Source organism: Terrabacter sp. Soil810 (genome assembly GCF_001429645.1).
Taxonomy (GTDB): domain Bacteria; phylum Actinomycetota; class Actinomycetes; order Actinomycetales; family Dermatophilaceae; genus Terrabacter.
The window spans coordinates 116,299-141,556 of the sequence record NZ_LMSW01000003.1; the positions used below are offsets into that span (position 1 = coordinate 116,299).

The following is a 25,258-nucleotide window of genomic DNA, read 5'->3' on the forward strand; positions in this document are numbered from 1 at the left end:
TCACGTGCCCGAAGCCATTGAGGTGCGCAAGGTCCCCATCCACTCGGTCGCCGACGCGTCGGAGCTCGCGAAGCTCATCGACGACGGCGTCATGGAGGCGAGCCGCGTCGTCGCCATCATCGGCAAGACCGAGGGCAACGGCGGTGTCAACGACTACACGCGGATCATCGCCGACCGCGCCTTCCGCGAGGTCCTCGTCGAGAAGGGCGCGCCCGCCGACCAGGTCAAGCAGGTCCCGATCGTGTGGTCCGGTGGCACCGACGGCATCATCAGCCCGCACGCCACGATCTTCGCCACGGTGCCGGCCGAGAAGGCCGAGCAGTCCGACGAGCCGCGGCTCACGGTCGGCTTCGCGATGAGCGAGCCGATCAAGCCCGAGGAGATCGGCTACGTCGCCATGGTGCAGAAGGTCGCCGACGCCGTGAAGGTCGCCATGGAGCGGGCCGGCATCACCGACCCGGCCGACGTGCACTACGTGCAGACCAAGACGCCGCTGCTGACGATCCACACCATCCGCGACGCGAAGTCGCGCGGGCACCAGGTCTGGACCGAGCACACGCACGAGTCGATGGACCTCTCCAACGGCACGACCGGCCTCGGCATCGCCGTCGCCCTCGGCGAGATCGAGATGCCGACGGACGCCGACATCATGCACGACCGCTCGCTCTTCTCGTCGGTGGCGTCGTGCAGCTCGGGTGTCGAGCTCGACCAGGCGCAGGTCGTCGTCGTCGGCAACACGACGGGCATCGGCGGCCGCTACCGCATCGGCCACTCGGTCATGGAGGACGCGCTCGACGCCGACGGCGTGTGGGGCGCGATCAAGGACGCCGGACTGGACCTGCCGGAGCGTCCGCACAGCAGCGACATCCAGGGCCGGCTCGTCAACGTCTTCCTCAAGTGCGAGGTGAGCCAGGACGGCACCGTGCACGGTCGGCGCAACGCGATGCTCGACGACTCCGACGTGCACTGGCACCGCCAGATCAAGTCCGCGGTGGGTGGCGTGACGGCATCGGTGACGGGCGACCCGGCGGTCTTCGTGTCCGTGTCGGCAGCGCACCAGGGCCCCGACGGCGGCGGGCCCGTCGCCGCGATCGTCGACCTCGGCGAGGGCGAGCCCACCGGCTACCGCTGGACCCGCTGACCGCTCGGGTCCACCAACCCTTCACCGTCGAAAGGCCACGTGTGGCCCCCCTCGGTCGGTCGAGAGGCCAGTTCTCGGTGACGAGGGCTGGCCTCTCGTCATGGTGGAGCCGGCCCGACGTGGCCTCTCGACGGTGGCGGGATGTCCTTGCCGACCGGCGTCTGCGCCACTACCTTGTGTCGCATGGTACCGGGCGACGAACGCATCCTGACGCACCTCCGTCGCGGTGCGGTCGAGTACTGCGTGCTCGCGATGGTCGCCGACGAGCCCACCTACGGGCTCGACATCGCGCGCCGGCTCGCCCGCGACGGCATCCTCATGACCGGCGAGGGCACCCTCTACCCCCTGCTGTCGCGGCTGCGGACCGCCGGGTTCGTCGAGACGAGGTGGGAGGAGTCGACCGAGGGCCCGCCCCGCCGCTACTACGCGATCACCGCCTCGGGACGGGGGACGCTCGACGCCTTCCGCCGCACGTGGGCACCATTCCGCGACGCCGTGGACGCGGCCGTCGACCCGCAGACAGGGAGCAGACCGTGAACCAGACCCACCCCCGCGTCGACGCCTATCTCCAGCGCCTCGACACCCTCCTCGAGGGCGCGCCGCCGGCGACCCGGACCGAGGTCGTCGCCGGCGTGCGCGAGCACCTCCACGACAGCCTCCCGGCCGACGCCGACGACGAGCAGGTGCGCAGCGCGCTCGCCGGGCTGGGCACGCCCGAGCAGATCGCCGACGAGGCGTATGCCGTGGGGCCGGGCTCCCGCACCGGCGCAGCGACGCTCGCCCAGGACCGGCGTTGGCTGCCGGTGGTCGTCATGGTGCTCGGCCTCCTCGTCCTGCTCCTGCTGACGTTCTTCGCCGTCACGGGCCCCCACCCGGTCGAGCTGCTCTTCGCCCTCTTCTACCCGCCGCTGTGGCCGGTGCTCGCCGTCCTCGTCGTGATCGCCCGCGGATGGACGACGCGCGAGAAGGTCGTGCTCATCGGCGTCTTCCCGGCGGCCTGCGCCCTGGTCGCGATCGTCGCCGCGGTCGCCTGGAGCGTCAACGAGGCGGTCGGGGCAGCGGCTTCGGTCACGGCCCTGCTCCTGTCCGTGGTGGTCGCCGCCACCGTGGTCGTCGTCCTCGGTCGGAGAGGGCTGCGCCGCGCCCGCTGAGCCGCCCACCACACAGCCCACCCCCGACCAGACCGCCCACTCCGCTCCACGGAGAGGGCGCGGGGCTCTCGCTGCGGCACACGGCATACGCCCCCTGAGACGACGGCCACGCCCCGGAGTGGGGCGTGGCCGTCGGCCTGACGTCGACTCAGTGCGCGAAGTGGCGCGTCCCGGTGAAGTACATCGTGACCCCGGCGGCCTTGGCCGCCTCGATGATCTCCTCGTCGCGGATCGAGCCGCCGGGTGCGACGACGGCGCGGACGCCGGCGTCGAGCAGGATCTGCAGGCCGTCGGCGAACGGGAAGAACGCATCCGACGCGGCGACCGAGCCGCGGGCTCGCTCCTCCCCCGCGCGACGCACGGCGAGGTAGCACGAGTCGACGCGGTTGACCTGGCCCATGCCGACGCCGACGGCGGCGCCGTCCTTGGCGAGCAGGATCGCGTTGGACTTCACGGCGCGGATCGCGCGCCAGGCGAACTGCAGGTCGGCCAGGGTCGCGTCGTCCGCGGCGTCGCCGGAGACGAGCCGCCAGTTCGCGGCGTCGTCGCCCCCGGTCACGGCGTCACCCTCGCCGCGCACGACGGCGTCGACCTTGTCGACGGTCTGCACGAGCAGGCCACCGCTGATGGCACGCGTCTCGATCGGGTCCGCCGCCTCGGCCATGCCGGCGGGCAGGCGCAGGACGCGGAGGTTCTTCTTGGCCGTGAGGATCTCGAGGGCCTCCGGCTCGTAGTCGGGGGCGATGACGACCTCGGTGAAGACCGGCTTGGCCGCCGCCGCCATGGCCGCCGTGACGGTCCGGTTGGCCGCGATGATGCCGCCGTAGGCGCTCACCGGGTCGGTGGCGTGGGCGCGCTCGTAGGCCTCCTCGATGGTCCCGCCGACGGCGATGCCGCACGGGTTGGCGTGCTTGATGATCGCGACGGTCGGCTGGTCGCCGTGGTCGTGCGCGGCACGCACGGCGGCGTCGGTGTCGACGTAGTTGTTGTAGGACATCTCCTTGCCGTGCAGCTGCTCCGCACTGGCCACGCCCGGGCGCCAGTGGCGGTAGAGGGCCGCGCTCTGGTGCGGGTTCTCGCCGTAGCGCAGGGCCGCCGCGCGGTCGAAGGTCGCGCCCGTCCACGCCGGGAAGCCGGTGCCGTCGCTCGTGTCGGCGACGACGTTGCCCATCCAGTTCGCGACCGCGTTGTCGTAGCTCGCCGTGTGGACGAACGCCTCGGCCGCGAGGCGGCGACGCTCGGTCAGCGTGAAGCCGCCGGCCCCGAGGGCCTCGGTGACGTGGGCGTATGCCGCCGGGCTCGTCACGATGGCGACGCTCGCGTGGTTCTTGGCGGAGGCACGCACCATCGACGGGCCGCCGATGTCGATCTGCTCGACGCACTCGTCCTCGCTCGCGCCGGACGCGACGGTCTCGCGGAAGGGGTAGAGGTTGACGACGACGAGGTCGAAGGCCTCGACGCCGAGGTCGGCGAGCTGCCGGACGTGGTCGGGGTTCCGCGTGTCGGCGAGGATGCCGGCGTGCACCTTCGGGTGCAGTGTCTTGACCCGGCCGTCGAGGCACTCGGGGAAGCCGGTGATCTCCTCGACCTGCGTGACGGGCACCCCTGCGGCGGCGATGGTCTTCGCCGTCGAGCCCGTCGAGACGATGGCGACACCGGCGGCGTCGAGGGCGCGGGCCAGCTCGTCGAGGCCTGACTTGTCGTAGACGGAGACGAGGGCCCGCTTGATCGGGCGGCGGCCGTCGGTGAGGTCGGACGCGTGGGACAGAGCGGCGGTCATGGGTGCACTCCTGGTTCGGTGACATCGGTCGCGGCGTGCCCGGGTCGTGTCGTCAGGGGACCCGATGGCTTCCGTTCTCGCGAGGCACCCAGGCGGTCGATGCTCCCGACGTCACTCCCCGGTGGTGTCCCACCCGCGCCAGTCGTGTGCGACCAGCGTAGCGGTCAGTCCTGCCCGATCCGAACTCGTCGCCCCTCGACCACGAAGCCCTCGCGGGCGAGCCGGCTCACGACGTCGACGAGCAGGTCGCGCTCCTGGACCTTGATCCGCTCGTGCAGGCTCTCCTCGGTGTCGTCGTCCTCCACGGCGACGACCCGCTGCTCGATGATCGGCCCGGTGTCGACGCCGGCATCGACGACGTGGCACGTCGTGCCGGTCACCTTGACGCCGTAGGCGAGGGCGTCGCGCACGCCGTGCGCCCCGGGGAAGCTCGGCAGCAGGGCGGGGTGGGTGTTGACGACGGGCTGGGCGCCCAGCGTCGCCGGACCGAGGATCCGCATGAAGCCGGCCGTGACGACGAAGCGCGGGTCCGCGGCAGCCACCTGCTCGGCCAGGGCGACGTCCCACGCCGCGCGGTCCGCGAAGTCCGCAGGTCGCACGACGAACGTCGGTATGCCGCCCCGTTCGGCCCGGTCGAGCCCGGTGCACGGCCGGTCGGCCCCCACCGCGGCGATGCGGACGCCGTAGACCGGGTCGGCCGCCGCGTCGAGCAGCGCCTGGAGCAACGTGCCGGACCCGGACACCAGCACGACGACCGGCACCTGACGATCGGTCGGCTCGGACGTGCTGGCGAGGGCGTCGGTCGTCACGAGCCGGAGTTTAGCGCCGCCGCCCGATGCGGGCCCGGCCCCATCCATGGGCGAGGATGGACCGCATGACCGAGCCCCAGCTGGAGCAGGAGATCGCGTTCGCCCGCGAGAAGGCCAAGCGCACCCTGCCCGTCGCGCTCCTCGTGCTGCTCGGTCTGGTCGCCATGTACCTCCCGCTGCCGAAGCGCTTCGTCGCCTTCCTGCCGCTCGTGCTCGCGGTCGTCCTCACCGTGCGCCTGCTCCGCTTCCTGTCGATGCGGACCGGCAAGGAGAAGATCTGGCCGGTCATCACCCTCGTCATCTCCGGGATGCTGCTGTCGAGCCTGGCCCTCCAGGTCGCGTTCTACGACTCCGTCAGCGCCTACGAGAAGTGTGTCGCCGGGGCCCAGACCAGCATCGCCGAGGGCGACTGCGCGAAGCTGCGCGACGCCGGGATGGTCGGCGTCGTCGTGCGCTGACCCGGTGACACGGACCGAGGGTCGAGCGGCGTCCGAGGACCTCAGTCCTCGTCGGTGACCGGAGTCTCCTGGTCCTGGTCCTGGTCCTGGTCCTGGTCCTGGTCCTGGTCCTGGTCCTGGTCCTGGTCCTCGTCGGGCGTCGGGTCGAGGGCCTCGCCCTCCCGGCGACGCTCGAGCAGCACGAGCACGCCGGTCAGGAGCAGCGCGCCACCGACGACCTCGGCGGTCAGGGCCGCGGCGAACGACCAGAGGTGCGGTCCGACGGCCGAGAGCCGGTCGACACCGACCGCGCCGTTGCCGAGCGCCGTGAGGGCGATGACGACCACGACCGCGATGAGGGCCGCGACGGCCGTCGCCGAGAGCCGGGCCCGCACGTTGCCGAAGAACTCAAGCTCGGCGTCGACCCGGCGACCGAGCCAGACGCCGACGAGCACGGGGGCCAGCACGACGGCATACATCATCGCCGGGTAGTCGCTGCCCTCGGGCAGCGCGCCGAGGACGGGCACGAGCGGCAGCAGGCCGGGCTGGGCGGCGCCGGCGGAGACCGTCGAGCCGAGCGCGACCTGGAAGCCCGGGCCGGCGAGGAACGACAGCGCCCACGTGGCCGCGTTGCCGAGGAGGGCGAGCTGGGCGAGCGCGATGATGACGACCGCGCCGACGTTGGCGCCGTACTGGTCCTGGATGTCGGCGACGGCCGACCACGACACGACGAGCCGCAGGACGACGACGACGAGACCGAGGGCGAGCAGCATCCCCGCCCCGCGCCAGCCGGTGCGCCACACCGTCGGCAGCCACGTCGGGCCGCGCCGGAACCACGTGCGCACGAACGCCGGCGCCGTCTCGTCGTCGGGGCGGAGCATGACGAAGCCGAGCGCCGCGAGGGGCACGAGCAGGGACCCGACGACCGCGGCGACCCCGGGTGTCGCGGGGCCCCCGAGGGTGAAGAGCGCGAAGACCGACGACACGAGCCCGTAGCCGATGACGAAGCCCGGCACGACGCCCCACTGGGCGACCCGGCTCCAGTCGGCCGCACCGACGCGCAGCCGCTCGGTCGCGGCGAGACGGCGGGCCCAGCGGTAGGCGATGTGGACGAAGACGAGCAGGAGCAGCAGCGGCGTCATCGAGATGGCCACGTTGCCGGCACCGACGGACTGGCCGTGGCCGAGGAACCAGATGGCGCTGGCGACCGACACCGCCGAGAACCACCCGACGGAGCTCTCGGGCGCGGCCACCCAGCCGATGAGCGCCGGCAGCACGACGACCGACCACGTGCCGACGGCAGCGAGCGCGCCGGCGCGCAGGGCGGCCGGCATCGCCGTCGAGGGGCTGGTCGACGAGGTCGCCGGCGTGGTCGTCGACGTCGTGGTCGTGCTCGACGGTGCCAGTGGTCTCACTCCTGCGCTGCGGGTCGAAGGGGTCGCCCCCATGGTCACAAGATCCCCGCCACGGAGCGAGCGCCCACGCCGATGGGACCTCAGGGCGTATGCCGTCCGGCCCGGGGCTGCCGCGGGGTTGGCCGGGGCACGCTGGGGCGCCGCGCTCGGGGACGGACCCGGTGACACGGCATACACCCTCGGTGGGTCATAGCGAAGCGGACGGCCACCCGGAGGTGACCGTCCGCTCGGAACTGCTTGTGGCGCAGACTACTTCGCGATGCCCTGCATGATCTCGCGCATGAGGTCGGCGGTCTCGGACGGCGTCTTGCCGACCTTGACGCCGGCGGCCTCGAGGGCCTCCTTCTTGGCCTGCGCGGTGCCGGAGGAGCCCGAGACGATGGCGCCGGCGTGGCCCATCGTCTTGCCCTCGGGGGCGGTGAAGCCGGCGACGTAGCCGACGACGGGCTTCGTCACGTGCTCCTTGATGTAGGCGGCCGCGCGCTCCTCGGCGTCGCCACCGATCTCGCCGATCATGACGATGGCGTCGGTGTCGGGGTCGTTCTGGAACGCCTCGAGGCAGTCGATGTGGGTCGTGCCGATGATCGGGTCGCCACCGATCCCGACGGCCGAGCTGAAGCCGAAGTCACGCAGCTCGTACATCATCTGGTAGGTCAGCGTGCCCGACTTGGAGACGAGGCCGATGCGACCCGTGCCCGAGATGTCGGCCGGGATAATGCCGGCGTTGCTGACACCCGGCGTGATGAGTCCGGGGCAGTTCGGGCCGACGATGCGGGTCGTGCCCTTGTCCTTGGCGTAGTTGTAGAGCTCGGCGGTGTCCTTGACCGCGACGCCCTCGGTGATGACCACCGCGAGCGGGATCCCGGCGTCGATCGCCTCGACCGCGGCGGCCTTGGTGAACTGCGCGGGCACGAAGATCACGGACACGTTGGCGCCGGTGGCCTCGATGGCCTCCTTGACCGTGCCGTAGACGGGGACGGAGACGCCGCCCTCGAAGTCGACCGTGGTGCCGGCCTTGCGCGGGTTGACGCCGCCGACGATGTCGGTGCCCGACTTGAGCATGCGCTGCGTGTGCTTCATGCCCTCGGACCCGGTCATGCCCTGGACGATGACCTTCGAGTCGGCGTTGAGGAAGATAGCCATGGTTCGTCGTTCTCTCTTCTTGGCTCGGGGTCAGTTGGCGGCGGGACCGGCGGCGAGCTCGGCGGCGCGGCGCGCGGCGCCGTCCATCGTCGGCTCGATCGTCACCAGCGGGTGGTTGCGCTCCTGGAGGATGCGGCGACCCTCTTCGACGTTGTTGCCGTCGAGGCGCACGACGAGCGGTCGGTCCTCCTCGTCGCCGAGCGCGTCGAGCGCGCCCACGATGCCGTTGGCGACGGCGTCGCAGGAGGTGATGCCACCGAAGACGTTGACGAAGACGCTCTTGACCTGCGGGTCCGACAGGATGATGTGCAAGCCGTTGGCCATGACCTCGGCGCTGGCGCCGCCACCGATGTCGAGGAAGTTGGCCGGCTTCTGGCCGCCGAACTCCTCGCCGGCGTACGCGACGACGTCGAGGGTGCTCATGACGAGCCCCGCGCCGTTGCCGATGATGCCGACGGACCCGTCGAGCTTGACGTAGTTGAGGTCCTTCTCCTTGGCCGCTGCCTCGAGCGGGTCCGCGTGGGCCGTGTCCTCGAGCGCCTCGTGGTCGGCGTGGCGGAAGCCGGCGTTCTCGTCGAGCGTCACCTTGCCGTCGAGGGCGATGATCTCGCCGTCCTCGGTCTTGACGAGGGGGTTGACCTCGACGAGCGTGGCGTCCTCCTCGCGGTAGACCGTCCACAGCTTCTGGATGACGTCGGTGATGGCGGCCTTGTCGGCCTCGTCGAAGCCCGCGGCGTCGACGATCTCCTGCGCCTTCGCGGCGTCGATGCCCGTGTTGGGGTCGACCGCGACGCGAGCGAGGGCCTCGGGGCGCTCGACGGCGAGCTGCTCGATCTCCATGCCGCCCTCCTTGGAGCACATGGCGAGGTAGGTGCGGTTCGCACGGTCGAGCAGCACCGAGAAGTAGTACTCCTCGGCGATGCGGGCGCCCTGGGCGATCATCACGGTGCCCACGGTGTGGCCCTTGATGTCCATCCCGAGAATCGCCTCGGCGGCGGCCTGCGCCTCGTCGGGGCTCTTGGTGACCTTGACGCCACCGGCCTTGCCGCGGCCGCCGGTCTTCACCTGCGCCTTGACGACGGTGACACCGCCCGACTTCGGCCCGATCTGCTCAGCGGCCGCTCGGGCCTCCTCCGGGGTGGTGGCGATGGCGCCGGCCAGCACGGGCACCCCGTGCTTCTCGAACATGTCGCGGGCTTGGTACTCGAAGAGATCCACGGGTGGGGTCCGTCCTCGTCGTCGATTCGTATCGTCGTCGATCGCGTCGCTGCGGCGTCCCGGGGCTCTCGTGCTCGCGCTCTCGCGCTCGGACGGGCCCTGCGCCGAGGCGCAACCGAATCAGGCTGTCCCTCGGACTCTAGTGGCTCTGACCTGTGGCGACGCCATCGGGTCCGCCCGACCGGACGAAGATCACATCCGGCCGGGCGGAGCCCGACGCCTCCCACCGCTCACCCCATGTCGTATGCCGCGTGGCGCGGCGCAGCGCGCCTCCGGCCCCTCGTCGGGGTGGCACCTCCCGGCACGGCCCATCGGCGCCACCACGCGTGGAGGCCGAACCCGAGCCAGATCGTCGCCACCACGACGAGCGCGAGACCCAGCCACGCGCCGGGAGCGACCTCCCCGGCCCCCTCGCTGTCGGGGCCGAGGACGGGGTACAGCGTGACCGCCAGCCCGAGGAGCAGGGGCAGCACCCGGATCACCACCGACCGGCCGTGGAGCGCGAGCGCCACGGCCGTCCCGACGGCACCGGGCACGAGGAGCGACCCCGGGCCGGCGAACAGGACGAGCCCGGCGACCGGCGCCAGACGCCACCACCGCGACCTCTGCGCCCGGCGCGCGCCGGTCACCAGACCGATCCCGCCCCAGAGGACGGCGCTCATCGCGAGGATGGCCGAGGTCCCGACCCAGGTGAACTCGGGGCTCGTCGAGAGCAGGCGCATGAAGATGCGGGCCAGTCCGCCCCACGCCAGTCCGACGAGTACCCCACGACCAGCGGCCCGCAGCATCACCACTCCACCGGCAGGCAGGCCAGGCGAGCTCCGGCGAGGCCGGTCGCGGGGTCGGTCGGCGCAGCGTGCACGACGACGGAGTGGGCGCCTGGTTGGACGGGGAAGCGCACGGCCGTGCTGGAGTCGCCCGCCCCCGTCGCGTCGACCGTGAAGTCGAGCCAGACCTCCGTCTGCGCCGAGACCACGACGGGGACGTGGCCCGCGTGCGCGTCGGCGTTGTAGTGGCCGAGAGCGGCGGCCGGCGCGTCGGTGCCGCACGCACCGTTGTGCACGTGAGCCCCGAACGTCCGGCCGGCAGCAGACGCGTCGATCCCCCGCACGTGCAGGACGGCCGTCGTACCGTCCGGACGCTCCACGAGCTGCAGCCGGGCGGTTGCGTGGTCGAACGGTCCTGCCGCCGCCGTGTCGTAGTCCCGCAGCCCGTCGGCGAACCGCAGGACGGCCGCCCCCGCGACCGCCGTGGCGGCGAGCGCCACCGTTGCCGACAGACCGACCACGGCTGCCGCTCCCCCACGAAGTCCCTTGCGTTCCATGGCTTCTGCCCCTTCCAGAGTCGAGTGAACCTACACTTGGGAGACGCTCGCCATCGGGGGCGCGGGCGACACGGTCCGCCAAAAAAGATTCGTTGAATCTGCTTGTCACCCAGACGCATTCATCGCTCGTCTGTCCTAGTGATGGACGGGCTGACGGCAGGGGTCTCGGCCACGCGAGATCAGGTCCCTGACTTCGAGAGACAGGCCGCCGCACTCTTCAACGCGGAGGCTCCCTCGTTGCTGCACCTCGCGCGGTTCTACGTGGAGGACAAGACGGCAGCGGAGGATCTCGTGCAGGAGGCGTTCATCCGGCTCAGCCGCAACATGGCGCGGGTGCGGGACCCTGCTCGAGGCGCCGCGTACCTCCGGTCGATCGTCATCAACCTGGCGCGCGACCACAACCGCCGGGGGCTCGTGTCGCTGCACCACCGCCCACCCCCGGCGGACGACGAGCCGTCGGCCGAGGAGGCGGTCCTGGGCCGCAGCGCCCGCCAGGAGGTCGTCGACGCACTCCGCGGCCTGCCCGGGCGGCAGCGCGAGTGCCTCACGCTCCGCTACTACTACGACATGTCGCCGGCGGACATCGCCGACGGGCTGGGGATGTCGGTCAACTCCGTCAAGACGCACCTGCAGCGCGGCCTGCGCGCCCTGTCCCTCGCCCTCAGGGAGAACCCATGAGCGACCTCGAGCACCTCATCGAGGAGGCCCTGCGCCCGATCGGCTCCGGACCGCCGCCGCCGTCACGCGACCTCTTCGCGCGCGTGCTCGACTCGGTCGCCGACGACCGCGCCCGACGACGTCGTGCACGTCGCACCGTGGCCCTCTGGGTCGCGGCCGTGGCGCTCGTCGCCACCCTCGTCCTCACCCTGACCCCGCAGTCGAACGGAGACCTGCTCATGCCCTGGTGGATCCTCGAGCTCGCGACGAACCTCGTCCTCGTCGCCACGGCCGTCTGGCTCGGCCCGTTCATCAAGCGGTTCGGCCGGGCCTATGCGGCCGACGTCTTCCACGACAACCCGATGACCGGCAAGAGCTACATCGTGCTCACCGACATCGTCTACTACCTGATCTTCACCGCGTACATCTGCTTCACGGTGACGTTCGCCCCCACCCCGGAGTGGGACAACGACATCAGCGCCCTCGTGACGCCGCAGCAGCTCCAGTCGGAGGTCTTCCGCATCGGTGGGATCCTCCTCGTCATCGGCATCCTGCACGGCCTCAACATCGTGCTCATGCCCGTCCTCGGCCGGCTCTTCTCGCTCAACCGACGGGTGACCAACACCCACGGGACGGCGCCTGGGCCGCCGGCCTGAGCTCAGGCGGCGTGGACGTGCTCGCGGACCCAGCCGACGATCTCCATCGTCGTGGCACCCGGGGTGAAGACCTTGGCCACCCCGAGCTTCTCGAGCTCGGTGATGTCGTCCTCGGGGATGATGCCGCCGCCGAAGACGACGATGTCGCTGGCGTCGCGCTCGGCGAGGAGCTCGACGACGCGGGCGAAGAGCGTCATGTGGGCCCCCGAGAGGACCGAGAGCCCGACGACGTCGGCATCCTCCTGGATGGCCGCCTCGACGATCTGCTCGGGCGTCTGGTGCAACCCGGTGTAGATGACCTCCATGCCGGCGTCGCGCAGCGCCCGCGCGACCACCTTGGCGCCGCGGTCGTGCCCGTCGAGGCCCGGCTTGGCCACGACCACACGGATGACGTCGGTCGACAGGGGGCCGGTGCCGGCTGCGCCTGCGGTCTCGTCGTCGGTCACGGCAACGGCGTCGGCGCCCAGGGACTCGCTCATGCCGGGCACTCTAGCCAGCCCGGTGAGACGCGACGCGCAATAGTGATCCATCGCCCACCCGTCGGGGTACGTTCGACGCGTGGCAGTGGCAGCACGTGCGGCGATGACGCCGCGACAGTCCGGCACCCCGAGGGGTCGCGCGAAGGGCCCTCGAGGCTTCCTCGCGGCCGTCGGGGAGGTGGCCGGTGCGCTGCTGACGCCCACCGGGATCGCCGGTGCGGCCCTCGAGGCGTCGTGGATGGGCCTGCACCTCGGGCTCTACCCGCTCGGGCTGCTCGGATCGCGCGCCAGCGACCGCCGCCAGGGCTACCGCCTCGGGCACCTCCCGCCGAGCCAGCGTGGGCTCGCGATCCAGAACGTCGAGGCCGCCGAGACCCCGATCCTGCTCGTGCACGGCATGGTCGACAACCGTTCGATCTTCACCGTCCTCCGACGGGGTCTCGTCCGGCGCGGCTTCGGGCGCATCGAGACGATCAACTACTCGATCTTCACGGGCGACGTGCGGTCCGCTGCGGCCGCCCTCGGCGCCGAGGTCGAGCGCATCGTCGAGGAGACCGGCTACGAGCGGATCCACGTCATCGGCCACTCGATGGGCGGCCTCATCGCGCGCTACTACGTGACCCGCCTCGGTGGCGACCAGCACGTGCACACGCTCGTGACCCTCGGCACGCCCCACCAGGGCAGCTACCTCGCCTACACGTGGAACAACGGACTGACCCGTCAGCTGCGACCCGGCAGCGCCCTGATGGACGAGCTCGCCGGACCGGTCAAGGAGTGCCAGACCCGGTTCCTCGTCTACTGGTCCGACCTCGACCAGGTCGTCGTCCCCCAGCGCAACGCCGCCCTGCACCACGACGACCTCAACGTCCACAACATCGCCTTGCGCGGGGTCGGCCACACGAGCCTGCCCATCACGAGCAGCGTCGTGCACGGCATCTCGACGGCCCTGGCCCACCTCGACACCTCGGGCGCGACGGTCACCCCCGGCGTCAGCGCGCTGGGCAGCCGGCGCACTAGCACGTCGACGGCCCGCCGTGGTGGCACCGCGGGGCGTGTCGCCCCCACCCGCTGACCGTGCCACACCCGGGTCACGCCGTTCTGACAATGTGCGCAGATCGGCCTGTGCAAATCCTCCTTCAGGCCCTCTGGATGCCCTAGTGTCGACCGGAGTCGCGACCCTCCACCGCGACGCCGGGACGTCCAGAAACGTGGCGTGATTTTGGATAACGAAATGGTCACGTTAGGCTGGCGGCTCGCAATCTGTGATCGATAGGTATCTCTTTCGTGCCCAAAACCAGCTACACCGGCCGGCACAGGCCGGCAGCCAAGCCTTCGCGGGGTCGACAGTTCGTCGTCCCCGTTGCTCTGCTCTCCTCGACCGTCGCCGGTGGCCTCGTCATCCGCGACGCCGGCGCGAGCGCGCTCAGTCCCGAAGCGGCTGCCATGAAGAACGTCTCCAACTCGGTCGCCGGTCTCGGGCTCGCCGCAGACCCGGACGCCGTGGCCGCGGCCGCCGCCAACCGGTCCGGCGCACGCTCGTCCCGCGACATGGCCCGCGACGCCAAGACGCTCATCATCAGCGCGACCACGTCCGCCGAGGAGACCGCGGCCCAGGCCCGGGCCGCAGCGGAGAAGGCGGCTGCCGACAAGGCGGCCGCGGCCAAGGCGAAGGCCGCGGCCGCCGCCAAGGCCAAGGCAGCGGCCCGCGAGCGCGCCATCGCCAAGGCGCACCGCTGGGTCTCCCCCGTCTCCGGCTACACGCTCACGTCCGGCTTCGGCTTCCGCTGGGGCAAGATGCACCCCGCCCAGGACCTCGCGTGCCCCACGGGCAGCGCGGTCCACGCCCTCTCGAGCGGCACCGTCGTCTTCGCCGGCTGGTCCAACGAGGGCTACGGCAACATGGTCAAGATCCGCTACTGGGACGGCACCGTCTCGTGGATGGCGCACAACAGCCGCCTGCTCGTCTCCGTCGGTGAAGAGGTCTCGCCCGGCCAGCTCGTCGCCTACAGCGGCAGCACCGGCAACTCGACCGGCCCCCACGTGCACCTCGAGATCCACCCCGACGACGGCGCCGCCGTCGCCCCTCGCACCTGGCTCGCCAAGCGCGGCGTCTACCTCTGACCGAGGTCCCCTCGCGACACGAGGCCCGTCCCTCCCGGGACGGGCGTCGTCGCATCTGCGGGTCCGACCAGCGTGGTCGAGCCGTCGGCCTTGGTGCGCGTATGCCGTTGCGCCACAAGGGCGCTCACGCGGGCACGCCACCGCGCCACACGGCATACGCCATCGGCGGGCAGACAGGGAGGCCGACCGGGAGCGACCGGACGGCGCCGCGTCAGAGCTTGACGAGGGGGGCGTAGCGCAGCAGCAGGCGCTTCGTGCCGGTGTCGGCGCCGAAGTCGACGTGGGCCATCGACTTGTCGCCGTCGCCCTCGACCCGCACGACCGTGCCGAGACCGAAGGAGTCGTGGCTGACCCGGTCGCCCGACTGGAGGGCGATGACGGGTCGCTTGCCGGCGCTGCGGACGCCGGGCCGGGCCGCGAGCGTGGCCACTGCCGGCCGGTCGGAGCCGCGGGCACCGCTGAACGACGGGCCGAGCCGCTGCCAGTCGAGCAGGTCGCCCGGGATCTCGTCGAGGAAGCGCGACGGAGGGTTGTACTGCGGCGCACCCCAGGCCGACCGGACGGCCGCGCGCGAGAGGTAGAGACGCTCGCGGGCCCGGGTGATGCCGACGTAGGCGAGGCGGCGCTCCTCCTCGAGCTCCTTGGGATCACCGAGGGCGCGCAGGTGCGGGAAGGTGCCGTCCTCCATGCCGGTGAGGAAGACGACGGGGAACTCGAGTCCCTTGGCCGTGTGGAGCGTCATCAGGGTGACGACGCCCTGCGCCTTGGCCTCGGGCTCGTCGGGGATCTCGTCGGCGTCGGCGACGAGCGAGACCTGCTCGAGGAACTCCTCGAGCGCCCCCGCCGGGCCGACGTCCTCGGGCTCGACACCGGGCGCCAGCTCGCCGCCGGACTCCTGGAGCTCGGTGGCGCGGCGGTCGTCGTACTCCTGCGCAACCGCGACGAGCTCGGCGAGGTTCTCGACGCGGGTCTCGTCCTGCGGGTCGTGGCTCGCGCGGAGCTCGGCGAGGTAGCCGCTCTCCTCGAGCGTCATCTCGAGCAGGGCCGCGATGCTGTCGTCGGCCTCGTATGAGGTCCGGAGCTTCTCGAGCAGTGCCGTGAAGCCGTGGATCGCCGCGACCGACCGGGTGGCGATGCCCGGGGCGTCCTCGGCGCGACCGAGCGCCGCGACGAACGGGATGCGCTCGCGCTCCGCGAGGGCCGCGACGCACGCCTCGGCACGGTCGCCGATGCCCCGCTTGGGGGTGTTGAGGATGCGGCGGAGGTTGACCGTGTCGGTCGGGTTGGAGACGACCCGCAGGTAGGCCAGCGCGTCCTTGACCTCGCGCCGCTCGTAGAAGCGCGTGCCGCCGACCACCTTGTAGGGCAGGCCGACCCGCACGAGCACCTCCTCGATGGCGCGGCTCTGGGCGTTGGTGCGGTAGAAGACGGCGACGTCGCCGGGCTTGACCCCGTGGTCGGCGAGGTCGTCGATCTCCTTGGCGACGAAGGCGGCCTCGTCGTGCTCGTTGTCGCCGACGTAGCCGGTGATCATCGCCCCGTCGCCGGAGTCGGTCCAGAGGTTCTTGGCCCGACGCCCCTCGTTGCGGGCGATGACGGCGTTGGCGGCCCGGAGGATGCGCGAGGTCGAGCGGTAGTTCTGCTCGAGCAGGATGGTGCGCGCGTCGGGGTAGTCGTTCTCGAACTCGAGGATGTTGCGGATCGTCGCGCCGCGGAAGGCGTAGATCGACTGGTCGGAGTCGCCGACGACGCACAGCTCGGCCGGCGGCACGGCGTAGGCGCCCTCGGGGCCCCTGACCTCGCCGACGAGCTCCTTGATGAGCTGGTACTGCGCCTGGTTGGTGTCCTGGTACTCGTCGACGAGCACGTGGCGGAAGCGGCGGCGGTAGTACTCGGCGACGTCGGGGAAGGCCTGCAGGACGTTGACCGTCATCATGATGATGTCGTCGAAGTCGAGGGCGTTGGCCTGGCGCAGCCGCCGTTGGTACTGGGTGTAGGCGTCGGAGACGGTGCGCTCGTAGTGGTTGCCCTCGGTGACCTGCGAGGCGTAGGTCTCCTCGTCGATGAGCTCGTTCTTGAGGTTGCTGACCTGGGCCGAGAAGCCGCGCGGCGGGTAGCGCTTCGGGTCGAGGTCGAGGTCGCGCAGCACGAGGCTCATGAGTCGCTGGCTGTCGGCGGCGTCGTAGATCGAGAAGGTCGACTTCATGCCGACCTTGGCTGCCTCGCGGCGCAGGATGCGCACGCACGCCGAGTGGAAGGTCATGACCCACATGGCCCGGGCCCGGGGGCCGACGAGCGCCTCGACGCGCTCGCGCATCTCGGCCGCGGCCTTGTTGGTGAAGGTGATGGCGAGGATCTGGCCCGGCTGCGCGCCGCGTTCGCCGAGCAGCCACGCGATGCGGTGGGTCAGCACGCGGGTCTTGCCGGAACCGGCGCCGGCGACGATGAGCAGGGGCGTGCCCTCGTGGACGACCGCCTCGCGCTGCTCGGGGTTGAGGCCCTCGAGCAGGACCGCGGGGTCGAGGTCGGCGCGACCCTGCTGGGCGGTCTCGACGCCGCCGCGGGCTGCGGCCTCGGCCCACGTGGGGACGCCCTGCTCGGTGACGTCTGCGCCACGCCCGGGGCGCCCGGACCCGCCGGAGGGCGCGCCCTGACCGTGCTCGAAACCGGGGATGGGGAGGTCGTCGAAGAGCGTGCTCATGATCGACCAAGCCTACGTCGAACCACCCACAGCACCCGACCACGACGCACAGCCCCGCGCGCCGGGAGAGGATGGCGGCGTGAGCGACTTCCAGATCCGTGAGGCGTCGGCTGCCGACGTCCCCGACCTCATCCGCCTCGTCCGGGGGCTCGCCGCCTACGAGAAGGAGCCGGAGTCGGCGACGGCGACGCCCGAGCAGTTCCGCGAGGCGCTCTTCCCCGACCGGGGCGACCCCACGGCATACGCCCTCGTGGGGGTGCGGGAGGGCGCGGTCGTCGCCATGGCGATCTGGTTCCGGAGCTTCTCGACGTGGACCGGCCGGGCCGGCATCTGGCTCGAGGACCTCTTCGTCGACCCCGAGCAGCGCGGCCACGGCCTCGGCAAGGCGTTGCTGGCCCGGCTCGCCGCGACGTGCGTCGAGCGCGGCTGGACCCGGCTCGAGTGGTCGGTGCTCGACTGGAACACACCCTCGATCGACTTCTACCGCGCCCACGGCGCCCGCTCCCTCGACGACTGGACGACCTTCCGCCTCGACGGCGACGCGCTCTCGCGACTGGCGGGCCCGTAGGTGACGCGCCCTCCGCGGCGGATGGGTCCGGCCGACGTCCTCTGGCTCAACATGGACCGCCCGACCAACCTCATGGTCATCGTGTCGGTCGTCCTGCTCGAGTCGGTGCCGGACTGGGACCGCGTGCTCGACGTGGTCCGGGAGCGGATCATCGAGCCCTACCCCGTCTTCAGCCAGCGTGCGCGACTCCCTCGGGGCCTCACCGGGCACCGGTGGGAGGACGACCCGGACTTCGACCTCGAACGCCACGTGCGCCGGGCGACACTCTCGGGGGCGGCGACCACCGCTGCCGCGGACGCCGAGCTGCAGGCCTACGTCGAGGACCACCTGCCGCGCCCCTTCGACCGCTCGCGGCCGCTCTGGGAGGTCCACCTCGTCGACGGCCACGGGTCCGGTGCCGCCCTCGTCTTCCGCATCCACCACGCCCTCGCCGACGGCATCGCCCTGACCCGGGTGCTGCTCGGACTGACCGAGGACGCCGACGGGCTCCCCGGAGACCTCGTCGGGCCCCAGGCCACCACCGACCTCGCGACCTCGCCCCTCGCGACGGCCGCCTCGTCCGACGCCGTCGCCTCGGGCCTCCGACTCGCTGGGAACGCCACGCGCGCGGGATGGGATCGCCTGCGCTCCAAGGGCGCCCGAGCCGCGCTGACGGAGGCCGCGGGACTCACCCTGCGCACCGGCCAGGTCGTCTCCGACCTCCTGCTGACCACGAACCCGACCAGTGCCGTCGGAGGCGTCCCCGGCCACCGCAAGCGTCTCGTGTGGACCGAACCGCTGCCGCTCCCGGGGCTCAAGCAGGCGGGGCGGCTCGTCGGGGCGACGCTCAACGACGTGCTCCTGAGTGCCGTGGCCGGCGCCCTGCACGACTACCAGGACGAGCGGGGCCGCGAGCCCGTCGACCTCGTGACCATGGTCCCGGTCAACGTCCGCCCCCTCGACCAGCCGCTGCCCCAAGAGCTCGGCAACCGCTTCGCCCTCGTGTTCCTGCGCTTCCCGAGCCGCGACGCGACGCCCCTCGGGCGCCTCGCGCTGTCGAAGGCGCGGATGGACTGGCTCAAGGCGTCGCCCGAGGCAGCCCTCACCTTCGCCCTCATCTCCGTCATCGGCCGTGTCCCCGCGGCGGTGGAGCGCCGGGTCGTGGACTTCTTCGCGGACAAGGCGATCGGCGTGACGACCAACGTCGCCGGCCCGCGGGACGTCCGCTACCTCGCCGGAGTCGCGGTCACCGGCGTGCTCGGCTGGGTGCCCGGCTCCGGCCGGCACACGCTCGGCTTCTGCATCGTCACCTACGACGACGCCGTGCGGATCGGCATCATGGCCGACGAGTCCGTCGTCCCCGACCCCGAGTCGCTGCTCGCGGCGCTCGAGGACGAGGTGGCGCTCCTCGTGCGCATCGGTGATGCCGGGTCCGGTGGGCCGACCGCCCCGAGACGGAGACGACCACGGTCGTAGGGTGGCGAGCATGAACCGAGCGACCAGCGTCTTCGTCTCCGAGCCCGGCGACCGCAGCGTCCTGCAGGTCCGCGACCACGACCTCCCCGACCCCGCCGAGGGCGAGGTCCAGGTCGAGGTGGCCGCCGCCGGCGTCAACTTCATCGACGTCTACAAGCGCCAGGGCGTCTACCCCGTGACGACGCCGTTCGTCCTCGGGGAGGAGGGCGCCGGCACCGTCACCGCCGTCGGCGCGGGCGTCACCGACGTCTCCGTCGGTGACCGGGTCGCGTGGTGCCAGTCGAGCGGCAGCGAGTCCACGCTCGTCAACAAGCCTGCGCACCTCGTCGTCCCCGTCCCCGACGGCGTCGACCTCGAGGTCGCGGCGGCCGCCATGCTCCAGGGGCTCACCGCCCACTACCTCGTCACGAGCACGTATGCCGTGGGGCCGGGTGACGTCGCCCTCGTGCACGCCGCGGCCGGTGGCGTCGGGCAGCTCCTCGTGCAGATGGTCACCGCCCGGGGTGGAGTCGTCGTCGCCACGGCCGGTTCCGACGAGAAGCTCGAGATCGCCAAGACGCTGGGCGCCCAGCACCTCGTCAACTACTCGGCGGTCGACGACCTGGCGGGCGCGGTCCGGGACGCCGCCGGACGCGGCGTCGACGTCGCCTATGACGGCGTCGGGAGGTCGACGTTCGACGCGTCCCTCGCCTCGCTGCGGCCGCGCGGCATGATGGTCCTCTTCGGCGGCGCGAGCGGCCAGGTGCCACCCTTCGACATCCAGCGACTCAACAGCAGCGGGTCACTCTTCCTCACGCGGCCGACGCTCGCGCACTACGTCGCCGAGCGCGCGGAGTACGAGTGGCGCGCCGGCGAGGTGCTCGGGGCCGTGGCGGACGGGTCGCTCGCGATCGACATCGGCGGACGCTACCCGCTGACCGAGGCGGCGTCGGCCTACGAGGCGCTCGAGGGGCGCCGCACGACGGGCAAGCTCATCCTGGTGCCCGGCGCATGAGCCGCACGCTCTTCCGGCACGACCGCATCTGGACCGGCGCCAGCGAGAACCCTTGGACCGAGGCGCTGCTCGTCGAGGACGGCCGCATCGTGGCGACGGGTGCCGAGGCCGTGGAGACGGCGTCCGGGGCCGAGACCGTGCACCTGCCGGGCGCCCTCGTCATGCCGGGACTGCACGACGCCCACATCCACACCGAGTGGCTCTCGCGAGACCTGTCGTCCGTCGACCTGCGCGAGGCGCGGTCGCTCGAGGAGACGCTCGAGCTGGTGCGTGCGCACGCCGAGGGGCTCCCCGATGGCGAGGCGCTGCACAGCGGTCGGTGGAACCACAACCGCTGGGCCGTCCCCGAGCAGCCCGACCGGCATGCCCTCGACACCGTCTCGGGCGACCGGGTGGCCGCACTGTCGAGCGTCGACGGCCACACCATCTGGGCCAACTCCCTTGCGCTGCAACAGGCCGGGATCACCCGCGACACTCCCGACCCGGTCGGCGGCGAGATCGTGCGCGACGCCTCGGGCGAGCCGACGGGCATCCTCCGCGAGTCGGCCCAGCAGCTGCTCGACGTCATCCCGCGCGAGGAGTCACCGCTGCGGCCCTGGCTCGAGCGCTGCCAGGACTGGCTGCTCTCCGTCGGCCTCACGAGCATCACCGACATCGACGGCGAGGACGCTCGCGCGGCCTACGCCGAGCTGCACGCCGACGGAGCGCTCCGGCTGCGCGTCACGAAGTGCACGCGCGACCCCGACCTCGAGCTCGCGATCTCGGAGGGACGCCGCTCGGGACAGGGTGACGACGTCTTCCGTGTCGGCCCGGTCAAGTTCTTCAGCGACGGCGCCCTCGGCTCGCACACGGCCCACATGACCGAGCCGTTCATCGGACACGAGGGCTGCGGCATCGCCGCGATGCCCTACGACGTGCTCCTCGAGCGCACCATGCTGGCGGCCCGCAACGGCCTCGACGTCGTGACCCACGCCATCGGCGACGAGGCCAACCGGCTCGTCCTCGGCACCTTCGAGGCCGTCCGCGCGGAGGGCCTCGACACGCTGCTGCGCATCGAGCACGCCCAGCACGTGCTGCCGGTCGACGTCCCCCGCTTCCGGGCCCTCGACGTCGTCGCCTCGATGCAGCCGACCCACTGCACGGCCGATCTCGACCTCGCCGACGAGATCATCGGCCCGCGCCGGCTCGCGTCGTACGCGTGGCGCACCTTCCTCGACGCCGGCGTGCGCGTGGCGTTCGGCTCGGACGCGCCGGTCGAGGACCCGAACCCCTTCTACGGCCTCCACGCCGCGGTCACGCGGCAGCGGGCCGACGGCCAGCCGCTGGGCGGTTGGCGCCCGGAGGAGCGGGTCACGCTCACCGAGGCCGTGCACGCCTTCACGGTCGCCGCGCACGAGTCGGTCGGACGCACCGACGTGGGGCGCCTCGTGCCCGGCCAGCTCGCCGACCTCGTCGCGGTCGACCGCGACCTGTGGGCGCTCGAGGAGTCGTCACCGTCCGACATCCGCGACACCGTGGTGCTCCAGACCTGGGTCGGCGGCGAGATCGCCTACCAGCGCTCCTGACGACACGGCATACGCCCGGCTCCTTCCGAGGGCCACCAGGGGGCCGACCGACGACCGTTGGTCTCCGACACCCCGCGACACGCCGGCACGACACGCGGCTGGCGCGGTCAGGCACGACCAACGGTCGTCGGTCGGCGGCGTCGGCGTCGGCGGCCGACCGCTCGATCAGCCGGGGACGACGGCGAGCAGGAGCGTGGCGAACCACGTGAGCCCGCCGACGACGAGCAGGAAGACACCGATCACCGCCATGTTGCCGGCGCCGTCGGCGCGCGACATCCGGCCCCGACGCCGACCGGCCACGACGAGCGCAAGCCCGACGACGACCCAGACAAGACCGATCAGCAGACCGGCGAGAACGCCTGCGTTCCAGCGCATCTCAGCGTCTCCGGGCCCGGTCGAAGACGTTCACCAGAGGACGGCGACGAGCACGTTGACCACCGCGGCACCACCGGCGATGTCGAGCAGGTTGCCGGTGTCCTGCCCCTTGCGACCGCGCGCGGCACCGATCTCTGCGGCGACGAGGACGACGAGCGCGATGACGAGCTTGACCGCGATCTTCGTGTTGTCGACCGTGTGGTCGTCGTCCTTGATCGCCGACGCGATGCCGACGAGGGCGAGACCCGTGACGAGCTGTGCCCGGGCGCCCCAGACGATCGGCGCGATGACGGTGCGGCCGCTGCGGACGGCGATCCAGCCTCCTACGACCGCGGCCATGCCGAGCAGGTGGAGGGCGACGAGGAGGTTGTAGACGAGGTCCATGGCCGACATCCTACGGAGCGTCGTACTTCACGCGACCCGGCCCCTCCCCCTCACGACCCGGGCGGGACCGCGAGCTCCTGGAGGGCGGCCAGGCGCCGCCATGACGACGTCAGCGGGTAGTCGCCGATCCGGTCGAACGGCACCCAGCGCGCGTCGGACGTCGTGCCGCCGACGTCGTGGATGACGACCGCCCCGGGCTCGGGACACGTTGCGGCATAGACGATCCGGACCGCATGGAAGTCCTCGAGCCCTCCGGACGGGGCACGCCCCACCCAGTGCTGCGACTGGACCGTGAGCAGCTCGCCGAGCTCGATGCGCTGGCCCGTCTCCTCCCACACCTCGCGATGGACGCCGTCGACGGGCGACTCGCCGTCGTCGAGGCCGCCGCCGGGGAGCCCCCAGTCCCCCGGCACGTGGGTCCGGGCGTTGAACTGCGTCAGGAGCACCCCGCGCTCGCTCGTCACCACCGCGTAGGCAGCGACCCGCTGGAAGGGGTCGCCCACCTCGTCGTCGCCGACGCCGGCGTCGCGACGCACCGCCTCGGCCCGAGGGCGTATGCCGTCCAGCTCGCGCACGCGGTAGCCGAGCTCGAGCGCCCCGTCGGCCACCACGGTCGCGAAGACCGGCGTCTCGACGAGCCAGCCCGCGGCGCCGAGGACGACGTCCGGGTGCTCGCCGTGCCCCAGCCGCGACTCGGCCACACGGGAGCCGTCCGGCCGGACGGCGACGACACGGAGCCCACCGGGCACGTTCGTCCTCATCGCCGAACCAGCCCGACGGCCCGTTCGTACTCCGCCACGGTGAGCGCCGCGACACGCGACCACTCCTGGTCGGGCGGGTGCTCGACGTTGAACCGGCGGAGCCGGGCGACCTCCCCGGGGTCCGCGGCAAGGCGTGCAATCGCGTCGGTCATCTCCGAGTCGCTCGACACGACAAGGCCGTTCACACCATCGGTGACGAACTCCCCGACGCCGGAGCCAGACCGGCCGATGACCGGGAGCCCAACGGTCCGGGCCTCGAGGGCTGCGATCCCGAACGACTCGAGGCGGGCAGGTGACAGGTAGACGTCGGCGACGGCATACCGCCCGCGCAGCTCGTCGCGCGACACGCGTCCCGGGAGGGACACCCAGTCGAGGCCGCGCTCGCGCACGAGGGTCTCCACCTTGCGCCGGTCGGGCCCCTCGCCCAGCACCGTCAGCGAGACCGACCCCGGCCCGGCCCTGCGCTCGGCCTCGGCGACGAGCCCGACGAGAGCAGCCGGCCTCTTGCGGGCCGCGAGCCGCATGGCGGTCACGAGCCGCAGCGGCCCGGGCTCGCGCACGAGAGGACCGACGGCCCAGCGCGCGACGTCGATGCCGTTGGGTAGCACGCCCACGGATGCGTCCGGCCCGACGAGCCGACGCAGCGGTTCGGCGGCGACGTCGGAGACGGCCGACATCGCGACGCCCAGCGACGCCCAGCGCCGGACGAAGCGGGCCGCGTCGAACACCGGCGCCATCCCGGCGAGCATGCAGTGCCACGTCATCGCGGTCGGCAGACCGAGGCCCACCGTGACCCGCGTGGCGTCCCACGCGAACGGCGAGACGACACCGGTCTGTACGTGGGCGACGTCGAAGCCACCGGCGGTCAGCCGTCGACGCAGCTCGGCCGGGGCGAACGGGTTGATCGGCAGCTCCCACGGCATCCGGGCCGCCATCCGGTGCACGGGCACGCCGTCGACGACCGTGACCGCACCGTGCATCTCACCGTTGGCGCCTCGGGTGGCGGTGAACACCTCGACCTCGTGGCCGGCCGCCTGCAGGTGCTGCGCGAGGTCGTGCGTCTGGACCTCGATCCCGCCCAGTCGGGGCAGGTAACAGTCGGAGAGGAGCGCCACCTTCACGGAAGACACTGTGCCATGGGCCAAGATGGGTGACTGTGCCGCACACCCTCCTCGCCTTCCACGCGCACCCCGACGACGAGGCCCTGCTGACCGCGGGGACGATGGCGCGCGCCGCCGCCGAGGGCCACCGGGTCGTCGTCGTCGTCGCGACGGACGGTGAGCTCGGTCTCGCCGCCACGGAGTTCACGGGCGACGGAGCCCTCGCAGCGACCCGCATGGACGAGCTCCGGGCGAGCGCGAAGGCCCTCGGCGTCGCCCGCGTCGAGCACCTCGGCTACGCCGACAGCGGCCTCGGTCCCGAGGTGGCCCCCGACCCGCCCGGCACGACGCGCTTCGTCCGCGCCGACGTCGAGGAGGCCGCCCGGCGACTCGCCGCGATCCTGCGCGAGGAGCACGTCGACGTGCTCCTCCACTACGAGCCCAACGGCGGCTACGGGCACCCTGACCACAAGCAGGTCCATCTCGTCGGCAGCCGTGCCGCAGAGCTCGCGGGCACGCCGAAGGTGCTCGAGGCGACGGTCCCGCGGGACACCATCTGCCGGGCCATCGACCTGGCCGCCAAGGTGTACCGCTTCCCGCCCGAGTTCGACCGCTCGAGCTTCGACCGCGCGTTCTCGGCCCGCAGCGAGATCACCCACCGCATCAGCGTCCGCCGCCACATCGCCGCCAAGCGCGCCTCGATGCGCGCCCATGCCTCGCAGGCCAGCGCCGACGGCGGCGCCGACCGCACCCTGGCAGCCTTCCTGCGGATCCCCCGCCCGCTGTACGACCTCGTCTTCGGCCGGGAGTGGTTCGTCGACCGGTCGGCCCGACCGGGGGACCCCATCCGTCGCGACGTCTTCGACGGGCTCGACTGACGCGACACGTGGCCTCTCGACGGTGGGAGGCGGCGCGACGTCTTCGACGGTGGGAGGCGGCGACACGTGGCCTCTCGACGGTGGGAGGCGGCGACACGTGGCCTCTCGAGGGTGTGACGCCCGTCCCCAACGCGTTCCGCGCCCTC

The 25,258-nt window shown here is 72.2% G+C and carries 27 protein-coding genes; 14 read left to right on the forward strand and 13 right to left on the reverse strand.

Annotated elements, in window-relative coordinates; genetic code table 11:
• Positions 1-4: 4 nt before the first annotated feature.
• The 3 genes from ASG96_RS04540 to ASG96_RS04550 all read left to right on the forward strand — a co-directional run bounded on the left by ASG96_RS04540 (position 5) and on the right by ASG96_RS04550 (position 2,292).
• Positions 5-1,141: a ring-opening amidohydrolase gene (locus ASG96_RS04540; protein WP_057586920.1), complete on the forward strand. Its 1,137-nt coding sequence runs from the start codon at positions 5-7 to the stop codon at positions 1,139-1,141.
• Positions 1,142-1,324: 183 nt separating this feature from the next.
• Positions 1,325-1,678, forward strand: a complete 354-nt coding sequence (locus ASG96_RS04545; protein WP_056760849.1) for a PadR family transcriptional regulator — start codon at positions 1,325-1,327, stop codon at positions 1,676-1,678.
• Positions 1,675-2,292 carry a hypothetical protein gene (locus tag ASG96_RS04550; protein ID WP_057586922.1) on the forward strand — a complete coding sequence of 206 codons (618 nt, stop codon included), beginning with the start codon at positions 1,675-1,677 and terminating at the stop codon, positions 2,290-2,292. Before ASG96_RS04545 ends, ASG96_RS04550 begins: the two co-directional genes overlap by 4 nt.
• Before the next feature lie 148 nt (positions 2,293-2,440).
• Here ASG96_RS04550 and purH read toward each other — a convergent pair whose 3' ends face one another.
• Both purH and purN read right to left on the reverse strand, forming a co-directional pair.
• On the reverse strand, positions 2,441-4,072 hold the full coding sequence (purH, locus tag ASG96_RS04555) for a bifunctional phosphoribosylaminoimidazolecarboxamide formyltransferase/IMP cyclohydrolase (RefSeq protein WP_057586924.1): 1,632 nt from the start codon (positions 4,070-4,072) through the stop codon (positions 2,441-2,443).
• A gap of 164 nt (positions 4,073-4,236) precedes the next feature.
• Positions 4,237-4,881 carry a phosphoribosylglycinamide formyltransferase gene (gene purN / locus ASG96_RS04560; RefSeq protein WP_369813560.1) on the reverse strand — a complete coding sequence of 215 codons (645 nt, stop codon included), beginning with the start codon at positions 4,879-4,881 and terminating at the stop codon, positions 4,237-4,239.
• A 65-nt stretch (positions 4,882-4,946) separates the two neighbouring features.
• On the opposite strand from purN, the gene ASG96_RS04565 reads away from it, so the two are divergent.
• Entirely contained in the window at positions 4,947-5,339 is a 393-nt protein-coding gene (locus ASG96_RS04565; protein ID WP_056760840.1) for a hypothetical protein, read from the forward strand.
• A gap of 41 nt (positions 5,340-5,380) precedes the next feature.
• Here the strand turns inward: ASG96_RS04565 and ASG96_RS04570 are convergent, their stop codons facing one another.
• Positions 5,381-6,532, reverse strand: a complete 1,152-nt coding sequence (locus tag ASG96_RS04570) for a DUF6350 family protein (protein ID WP_235509063.1) — start codon at positions 6,530-6,532, stop codon at positions 5,381-5,383.
• Here ASG96_RS04570 and ASG96_RS24055 point away from each other — a divergent pair.
• Positions 6,513-6,926: a hypothetical protein gene (locus tag ASG96_RS24055; RefSeq protein WP_235509064.1), complete on the forward strand. Its 414-nt coding sequence runs from the start codon at positions 6,513-6,515 to the stop codon at positions 6,924-6,926. The genes ASG96_RS04570 and ASG96_RS24055 overlap by 20 nt on opposite strands.
• Positions 6,927-6,982: 56 nt before the next feature.
• On the opposite strand, the gene sucD is transcribed toward ASG96_RS24055, so the two are convergent.
• The 4 genes from sucD to ASG96_RS04590 all read right to left on the reverse strand — a co-directional run bounded on the left by sucD (position 6,983) and on the right by ASG96_RS04590 (position 10,418).
• Entirely contained in the window at positions 6,983-7,876 is an 894-nt protein-coding gene (gene sucD / locus ASG96_RS04575) for a succinate--CoA ligase subunit alpha (protein ID WP_056760838.1), read from the reverse strand.
• Positions 7,877-7,906: 30 nt separating this feature from the next.
• The gene (sucC, locus tag ASG96_RS04580; RefSeq protein WP_056760835.1) at positions 7,907-9,094 is read right to left on the reverse strand and encodes an ADP-forming succinate--CoA ligase subunit beta; all 1,188 of its coding nucleotides are present in this window, start codon (positions 9,092-9,094) and stop codon (positions 7,907-7,909) included.
• Between the two features lie 230 nt (positions 9,095-9,324).
• Positions 9,325-9,882 (reverse strand): hypothetical protein, encoded by a 558-nt coding sequence (locus ASG96_RS04585; RefSeq protein ID WP_057586926.1) that lies wholly within the window; start codon positions 9,880-9,882, stop codon positions 9,325-9,327.
• Positions 9,882-10,418, reverse strand: a complete 537-nt coding sequence (locus ASG96_RS04590; RefSeq protein ID WP_082591627.1) for a superoxide dismutase family protein — start codon at positions 10,416-10,418, stop codon at positions 9,882-9,884. The genes ASG96_RS04585 and ASG96_RS04590 overlap by 1 nt, the downstream gene beginning before the upstream one ends.
• A gap of 141 nt (positions 10,419-10,559) precedes the next feature.
• On the opposite strand from ASG96_RS04590, the gene ASG96_RS04595 reads away from it, so the two are divergent.
• The gene (locus ASG96_RS04595; protein WP_082588934.1) at positions 10,560-11,096 is read left to right on the forward strand and encodes an RNA polymerase sigma factor; all 537 of its coding nucleotides are present in this window, start codon (positions 10,560-10,562) and stop codon (positions 11,094-11,096) included.
• Positions 11,093-11,731, forward strand: a complete 639-nt coding sequence (locus tag ASG96_RS04600) for a hypothetical protein (protein WP_057586930.1) — start codon at positions 11,093-11,095, stop codon at positions 11,729-11,731. The genes ASG96_RS04595 and ASG96_RS04600 overlap by 4 nt, the downstream gene beginning before the upstream one ends.
• A gap of 2 nt (positions 11,732-11,733) precedes the next feature.
• On the opposite strand, the gene ASG96_RS04605 is transcribed toward ASG96_RS04600, so the two are convergent.
• Entirely contained in the window at positions 11,734-12,210 is a 477-nt protein-coding gene (locus tag ASG96_RS04605; RefSeq protein WP_369793640.1) for a cobalamin B12-binding domain-containing protein, read from the reverse strand.
• Positions 12,211-12,289: 79 nt separating this feature from the next.
• Here ASG96_RS04605 and ASG96_RS04610 point away from each other — a divergent pair, with 79 nt between their 5' ends.
• Both ASG96_RS04610 and ASG96_RS04615 read left to right on the forward strand, forming a co-directional pair.
• Positions 12,290-13,282, forward strand: coding sequence for a triacylglycerol lipase (locus tag ASG96_RS04610; protein WP_235509065.1), 993 nt, complete (start codon positions 12,290-12,292; stop codon positions 13,280-13,282).
• Between the two features lie 212 nt (positions 13,283-13,494).
• A complete protein-coding gene (locus ASG96_RS04615) occupies positions 13,495-14,331 on the forward strand; it encodes a M23 family metallopeptidase (protein WP_056760823.1) in 837 nt (278 codons plus the stop codon).
• Between the two features lie 211 nt (positions 14,332-14,542).
• On the opposite strand, the gene pcrA is transcribed toward ASG96_RS04615, so the two are convergent.
• Entirely contained in the window at positions 14,543-17,032 is a 2,490-nt protein-coding gene (gene pcrA / locus ASG96_RS04620; protein ID WP_056760820.1) for a DNA helicase PcrA, read from the reverse strand.
• A gap of 79 nt (positions 17,033-17,111) precedes the next feature.
• Here pcrA and ASG96_RS04625 point away from each other — a divergent pair, with 79 nt between their 5' ends.
• Genes ASG96_RS04625 through ASG96_RS04640 form a run of 4 tightly spaced genes read left to right on the forward strand, consistent with a single transcriptional unit; the run spans position 17,112 to position 21,614 of the window.
• Positions 17,112-17,600 carry a GNAT family N-acetyltransferase gene (locus ASG96_RS04625; protein WP_056761158.1) on the forward strand — a complete coding sequence of 163 codons (489 nt, stop codon included), beginning with the start codon at positions 17,112-17,114 and terminating at the stop codon, positions 17,598-17,600.
• Complete coding sequence (locus ASG96_RS04630) at positions 17,601-19,055, forward strand: wax ester/triacylglycerol synthase family O-acyltransferase (RefSeq protein WP_157610647.1); 1,455 nt, start codon at positions 17,601-17,603, stop codon at positions 19,053-19,055.
• Positions 19,056-19,065: 10 nt separating this feature from the next.
• The gene (locus tag ASG96_RS04635; RefSeq protein ID WP_057587071.1) at positions 19,066-20,049 is read left to right on the forward strand and encodes a quinone oxidoreductase; all 984 of its coding nucleotides are present in this window, start codon (positions 19,066-19,068) and stop codon (positions 20,047-20,049) included.
• Positions 20,046-21,614: an amidohydrolase gene (locus tag ASG96_RS04640; RefSeq protein ID WP_057586937.1), complete on the forward strand. Its 1,569-nt coding sequence runs from the start codon at positions 20,046-20,048 to the stop codon at positions 21,612-21,614. The genes ASG96_RS04635 and ASG96_RS04640 overlap by 4 nt, the downstream gene beginning before the upstream one ends.
• Before the next feature lie 165 nt (positions 21,615-21,779).
• Here the strand turns inward: ASG96_RS04640 and ASG96_RS04645 are convergent, their stop codons facing one another.
• The 4 genes from ASG96_RS04645 to ASG96_RS04660 are packed head-to-tail and all read right to left on the reverse strand — an operon-like array spanning position 21,780 to position 24,255.
• Complete coding sequence (locus ASG96_RS04645) at positions 21,780-21,989, reverse strand: hypothetical protein (protein ID WP_056760803.1); 210 nt, start codon at positions 21,987-21,989, stop codon at positions 21,780-21,782.
• Positions 21,990-22,019: 30 nt separating this feature from the next.
• Complete coding sequence (locus tag ASG96_RS04650; protein WP_056760800.1) at positions 22,020-22,373, reverse strand: hypothetical protein; 354 nt, start codon at positions 22,371-22,373, stop codon at positions 22,020-22,022.
• Positions 22,374-22,423: 50 nt separating this feature from the next.
• Complete coding sequence (locus ASG96_RS04655; protein ID WP_056760797.1) at positions 22,424-23,134, reverse strand: NUDIX hydrolase; 711 nt, start codon at positions 23,132-23,134, stop codon at positions 22,424-22,426.
• Positions 23,131-24,255 carry a glycosyltransferase family 4 protein gene (locus ASG96_RS04660; RefSeq protein WP_057586940.1) on the reverse strand — a complete coding sequence of 375 codons (1,125 nt, stop codon included), beginning with the start codon at positions 24,253-24,255 and terminating at the stop codon, positions 23,131-23,133. Before ASG96_RS04660 ends, ASG96_RS04655 begins: the two co-directional genes overlap by 4 nt.
• A gap of 35 nt (positions 24,256-24,290) precedes the next feature.
• Between ASG96_RS04660 and ASG96_RS04665 the strand changes: the two genes are divergently transcribed.
• Positions 24,291-25,112, forward strand: a complete 822-nt coding sequence (locus tag ASG96_RS04665) for a PIG-L deacetylase family protein (RefSeq protein ID WP_057586942.1) — start codon at positions 24,291-24,293, stop codon at positions 25,110-25,112.
• Positions 25,113-25,258 lie beyond the last annotated feature (146 nt).

Bases quoted from the DNA above. Each gene is read 5' to 3' on its own strand.
- ASG96_RS04545 (WP_056760849.1), top strand. From the start codon at position 1,325: ATGGTACCGGGCGACGAACGCATCCTGACGCACCTCCGTCGCGGTGCG.
- purH (WP_057586924.1), bottom strand. From the start codon at position 4,072: ATGACCGCCGCTCTGTCCCACGCGTCCGACCTCACCGACGGCCGCCGC.
- ASG96_RS04565 (WP_056760840.1), top strand. From the start codon at position 4,947: ATGACCGAGCCCCAGCTGGAGCAGGAGATCGCGTTCGCCCGCGAGAAG.
- ASG96_RS24055 (WP_235509064.1), top strand. From the start codon at position 6,513: ATGGCGCTGGCGACCGACACCGCCGAGAACCACCCGACGGAGCTCTCG.
- sucD (WP_056760838.1), bottom strand. From the start codon at position 7,876: ATGGCTATCTTCCTCAACGCCGACTCGAAGGTCATCGTCCAGGGCATG.
- ASG96_RS04585 (WP_057586926.1), bottom strand. From the start codon at position 9,882: ATGCTGCGGGCCGCTGGTCGTGGGGTACTCGTCGGACTGGCGTGGGGC.
- ASG96_RS04590 (WP_082591627.1), bottom strand. From the start codon at position 10,418: ATGGAACGCAAGGGACTTCGTGGGGGAGCGGCAGCCGTGGTCGGTCTG.
- ASG96_RS04595 (WP_082588934.1), top strand. From the start codon at position 10,560: ATGGACGGGCTGACGGCAGGGGTCTCGGCCACGCGAGATCAGGTCCCT.
- ASG96_RS04600 (WP_057586930.1), top strand. From the start codon at position 11,093: ATGAGCGACCTCGAGCACCTCATCGAGGAGGCCCTGCGCCCGATCGGC.
- ASG96_RS04605 (WP_369793640.1), bottom strand. From the start codon at position 12,210: ATGAGCGAGTCCCTGGGCGCCGACGCCGTTGCCGTGACCGACGACGAG.
- pcrA (WP_056760820.1), bottom strand. From the start codon at position 17,032: ATGAGCACGCTCTTCGACGACCTCCCCATCCCCGGTTTCGAGCACGGT.
- ASG96_RS04635 (WP_057587071.1), top strand. From the start codon at position 19,066: ATGAACCGAGCGACCAGCGTCTTCGTCTCCGAGCCCGGCGACCGCAGC.
- ASG96_RS04640 (WP_057586937.1), top strand. From the start codon at position 20,046: ATGAGCCGCACGCTCTTCCGGCACGACCGCATCTGGACCGGCGCCAGC.
- ASG96_RS04645 (WP_056760803.1), bottom strand. From the start codon at position 21,989: ATGCGCTGGAACGCAGGCGTTCTCGCCGGTCTGCTGATCGGTCTTGTC.
- ASG96_RS04650 (WP_056760800.1), bottom strand. From the start codon at position 22,373: ATGGACCTCGTCTACAACCTCCTCGTCGCCCTCCACCTGCTCGGCATG.
- ASG96_RS04655 (WP_056760797.1), bottom strand. From the start codon at position 23,134: ATGAGGACGAACGTGCCCGGTGGGCTCCGTGTCGTCGCCGTCCGGCCG.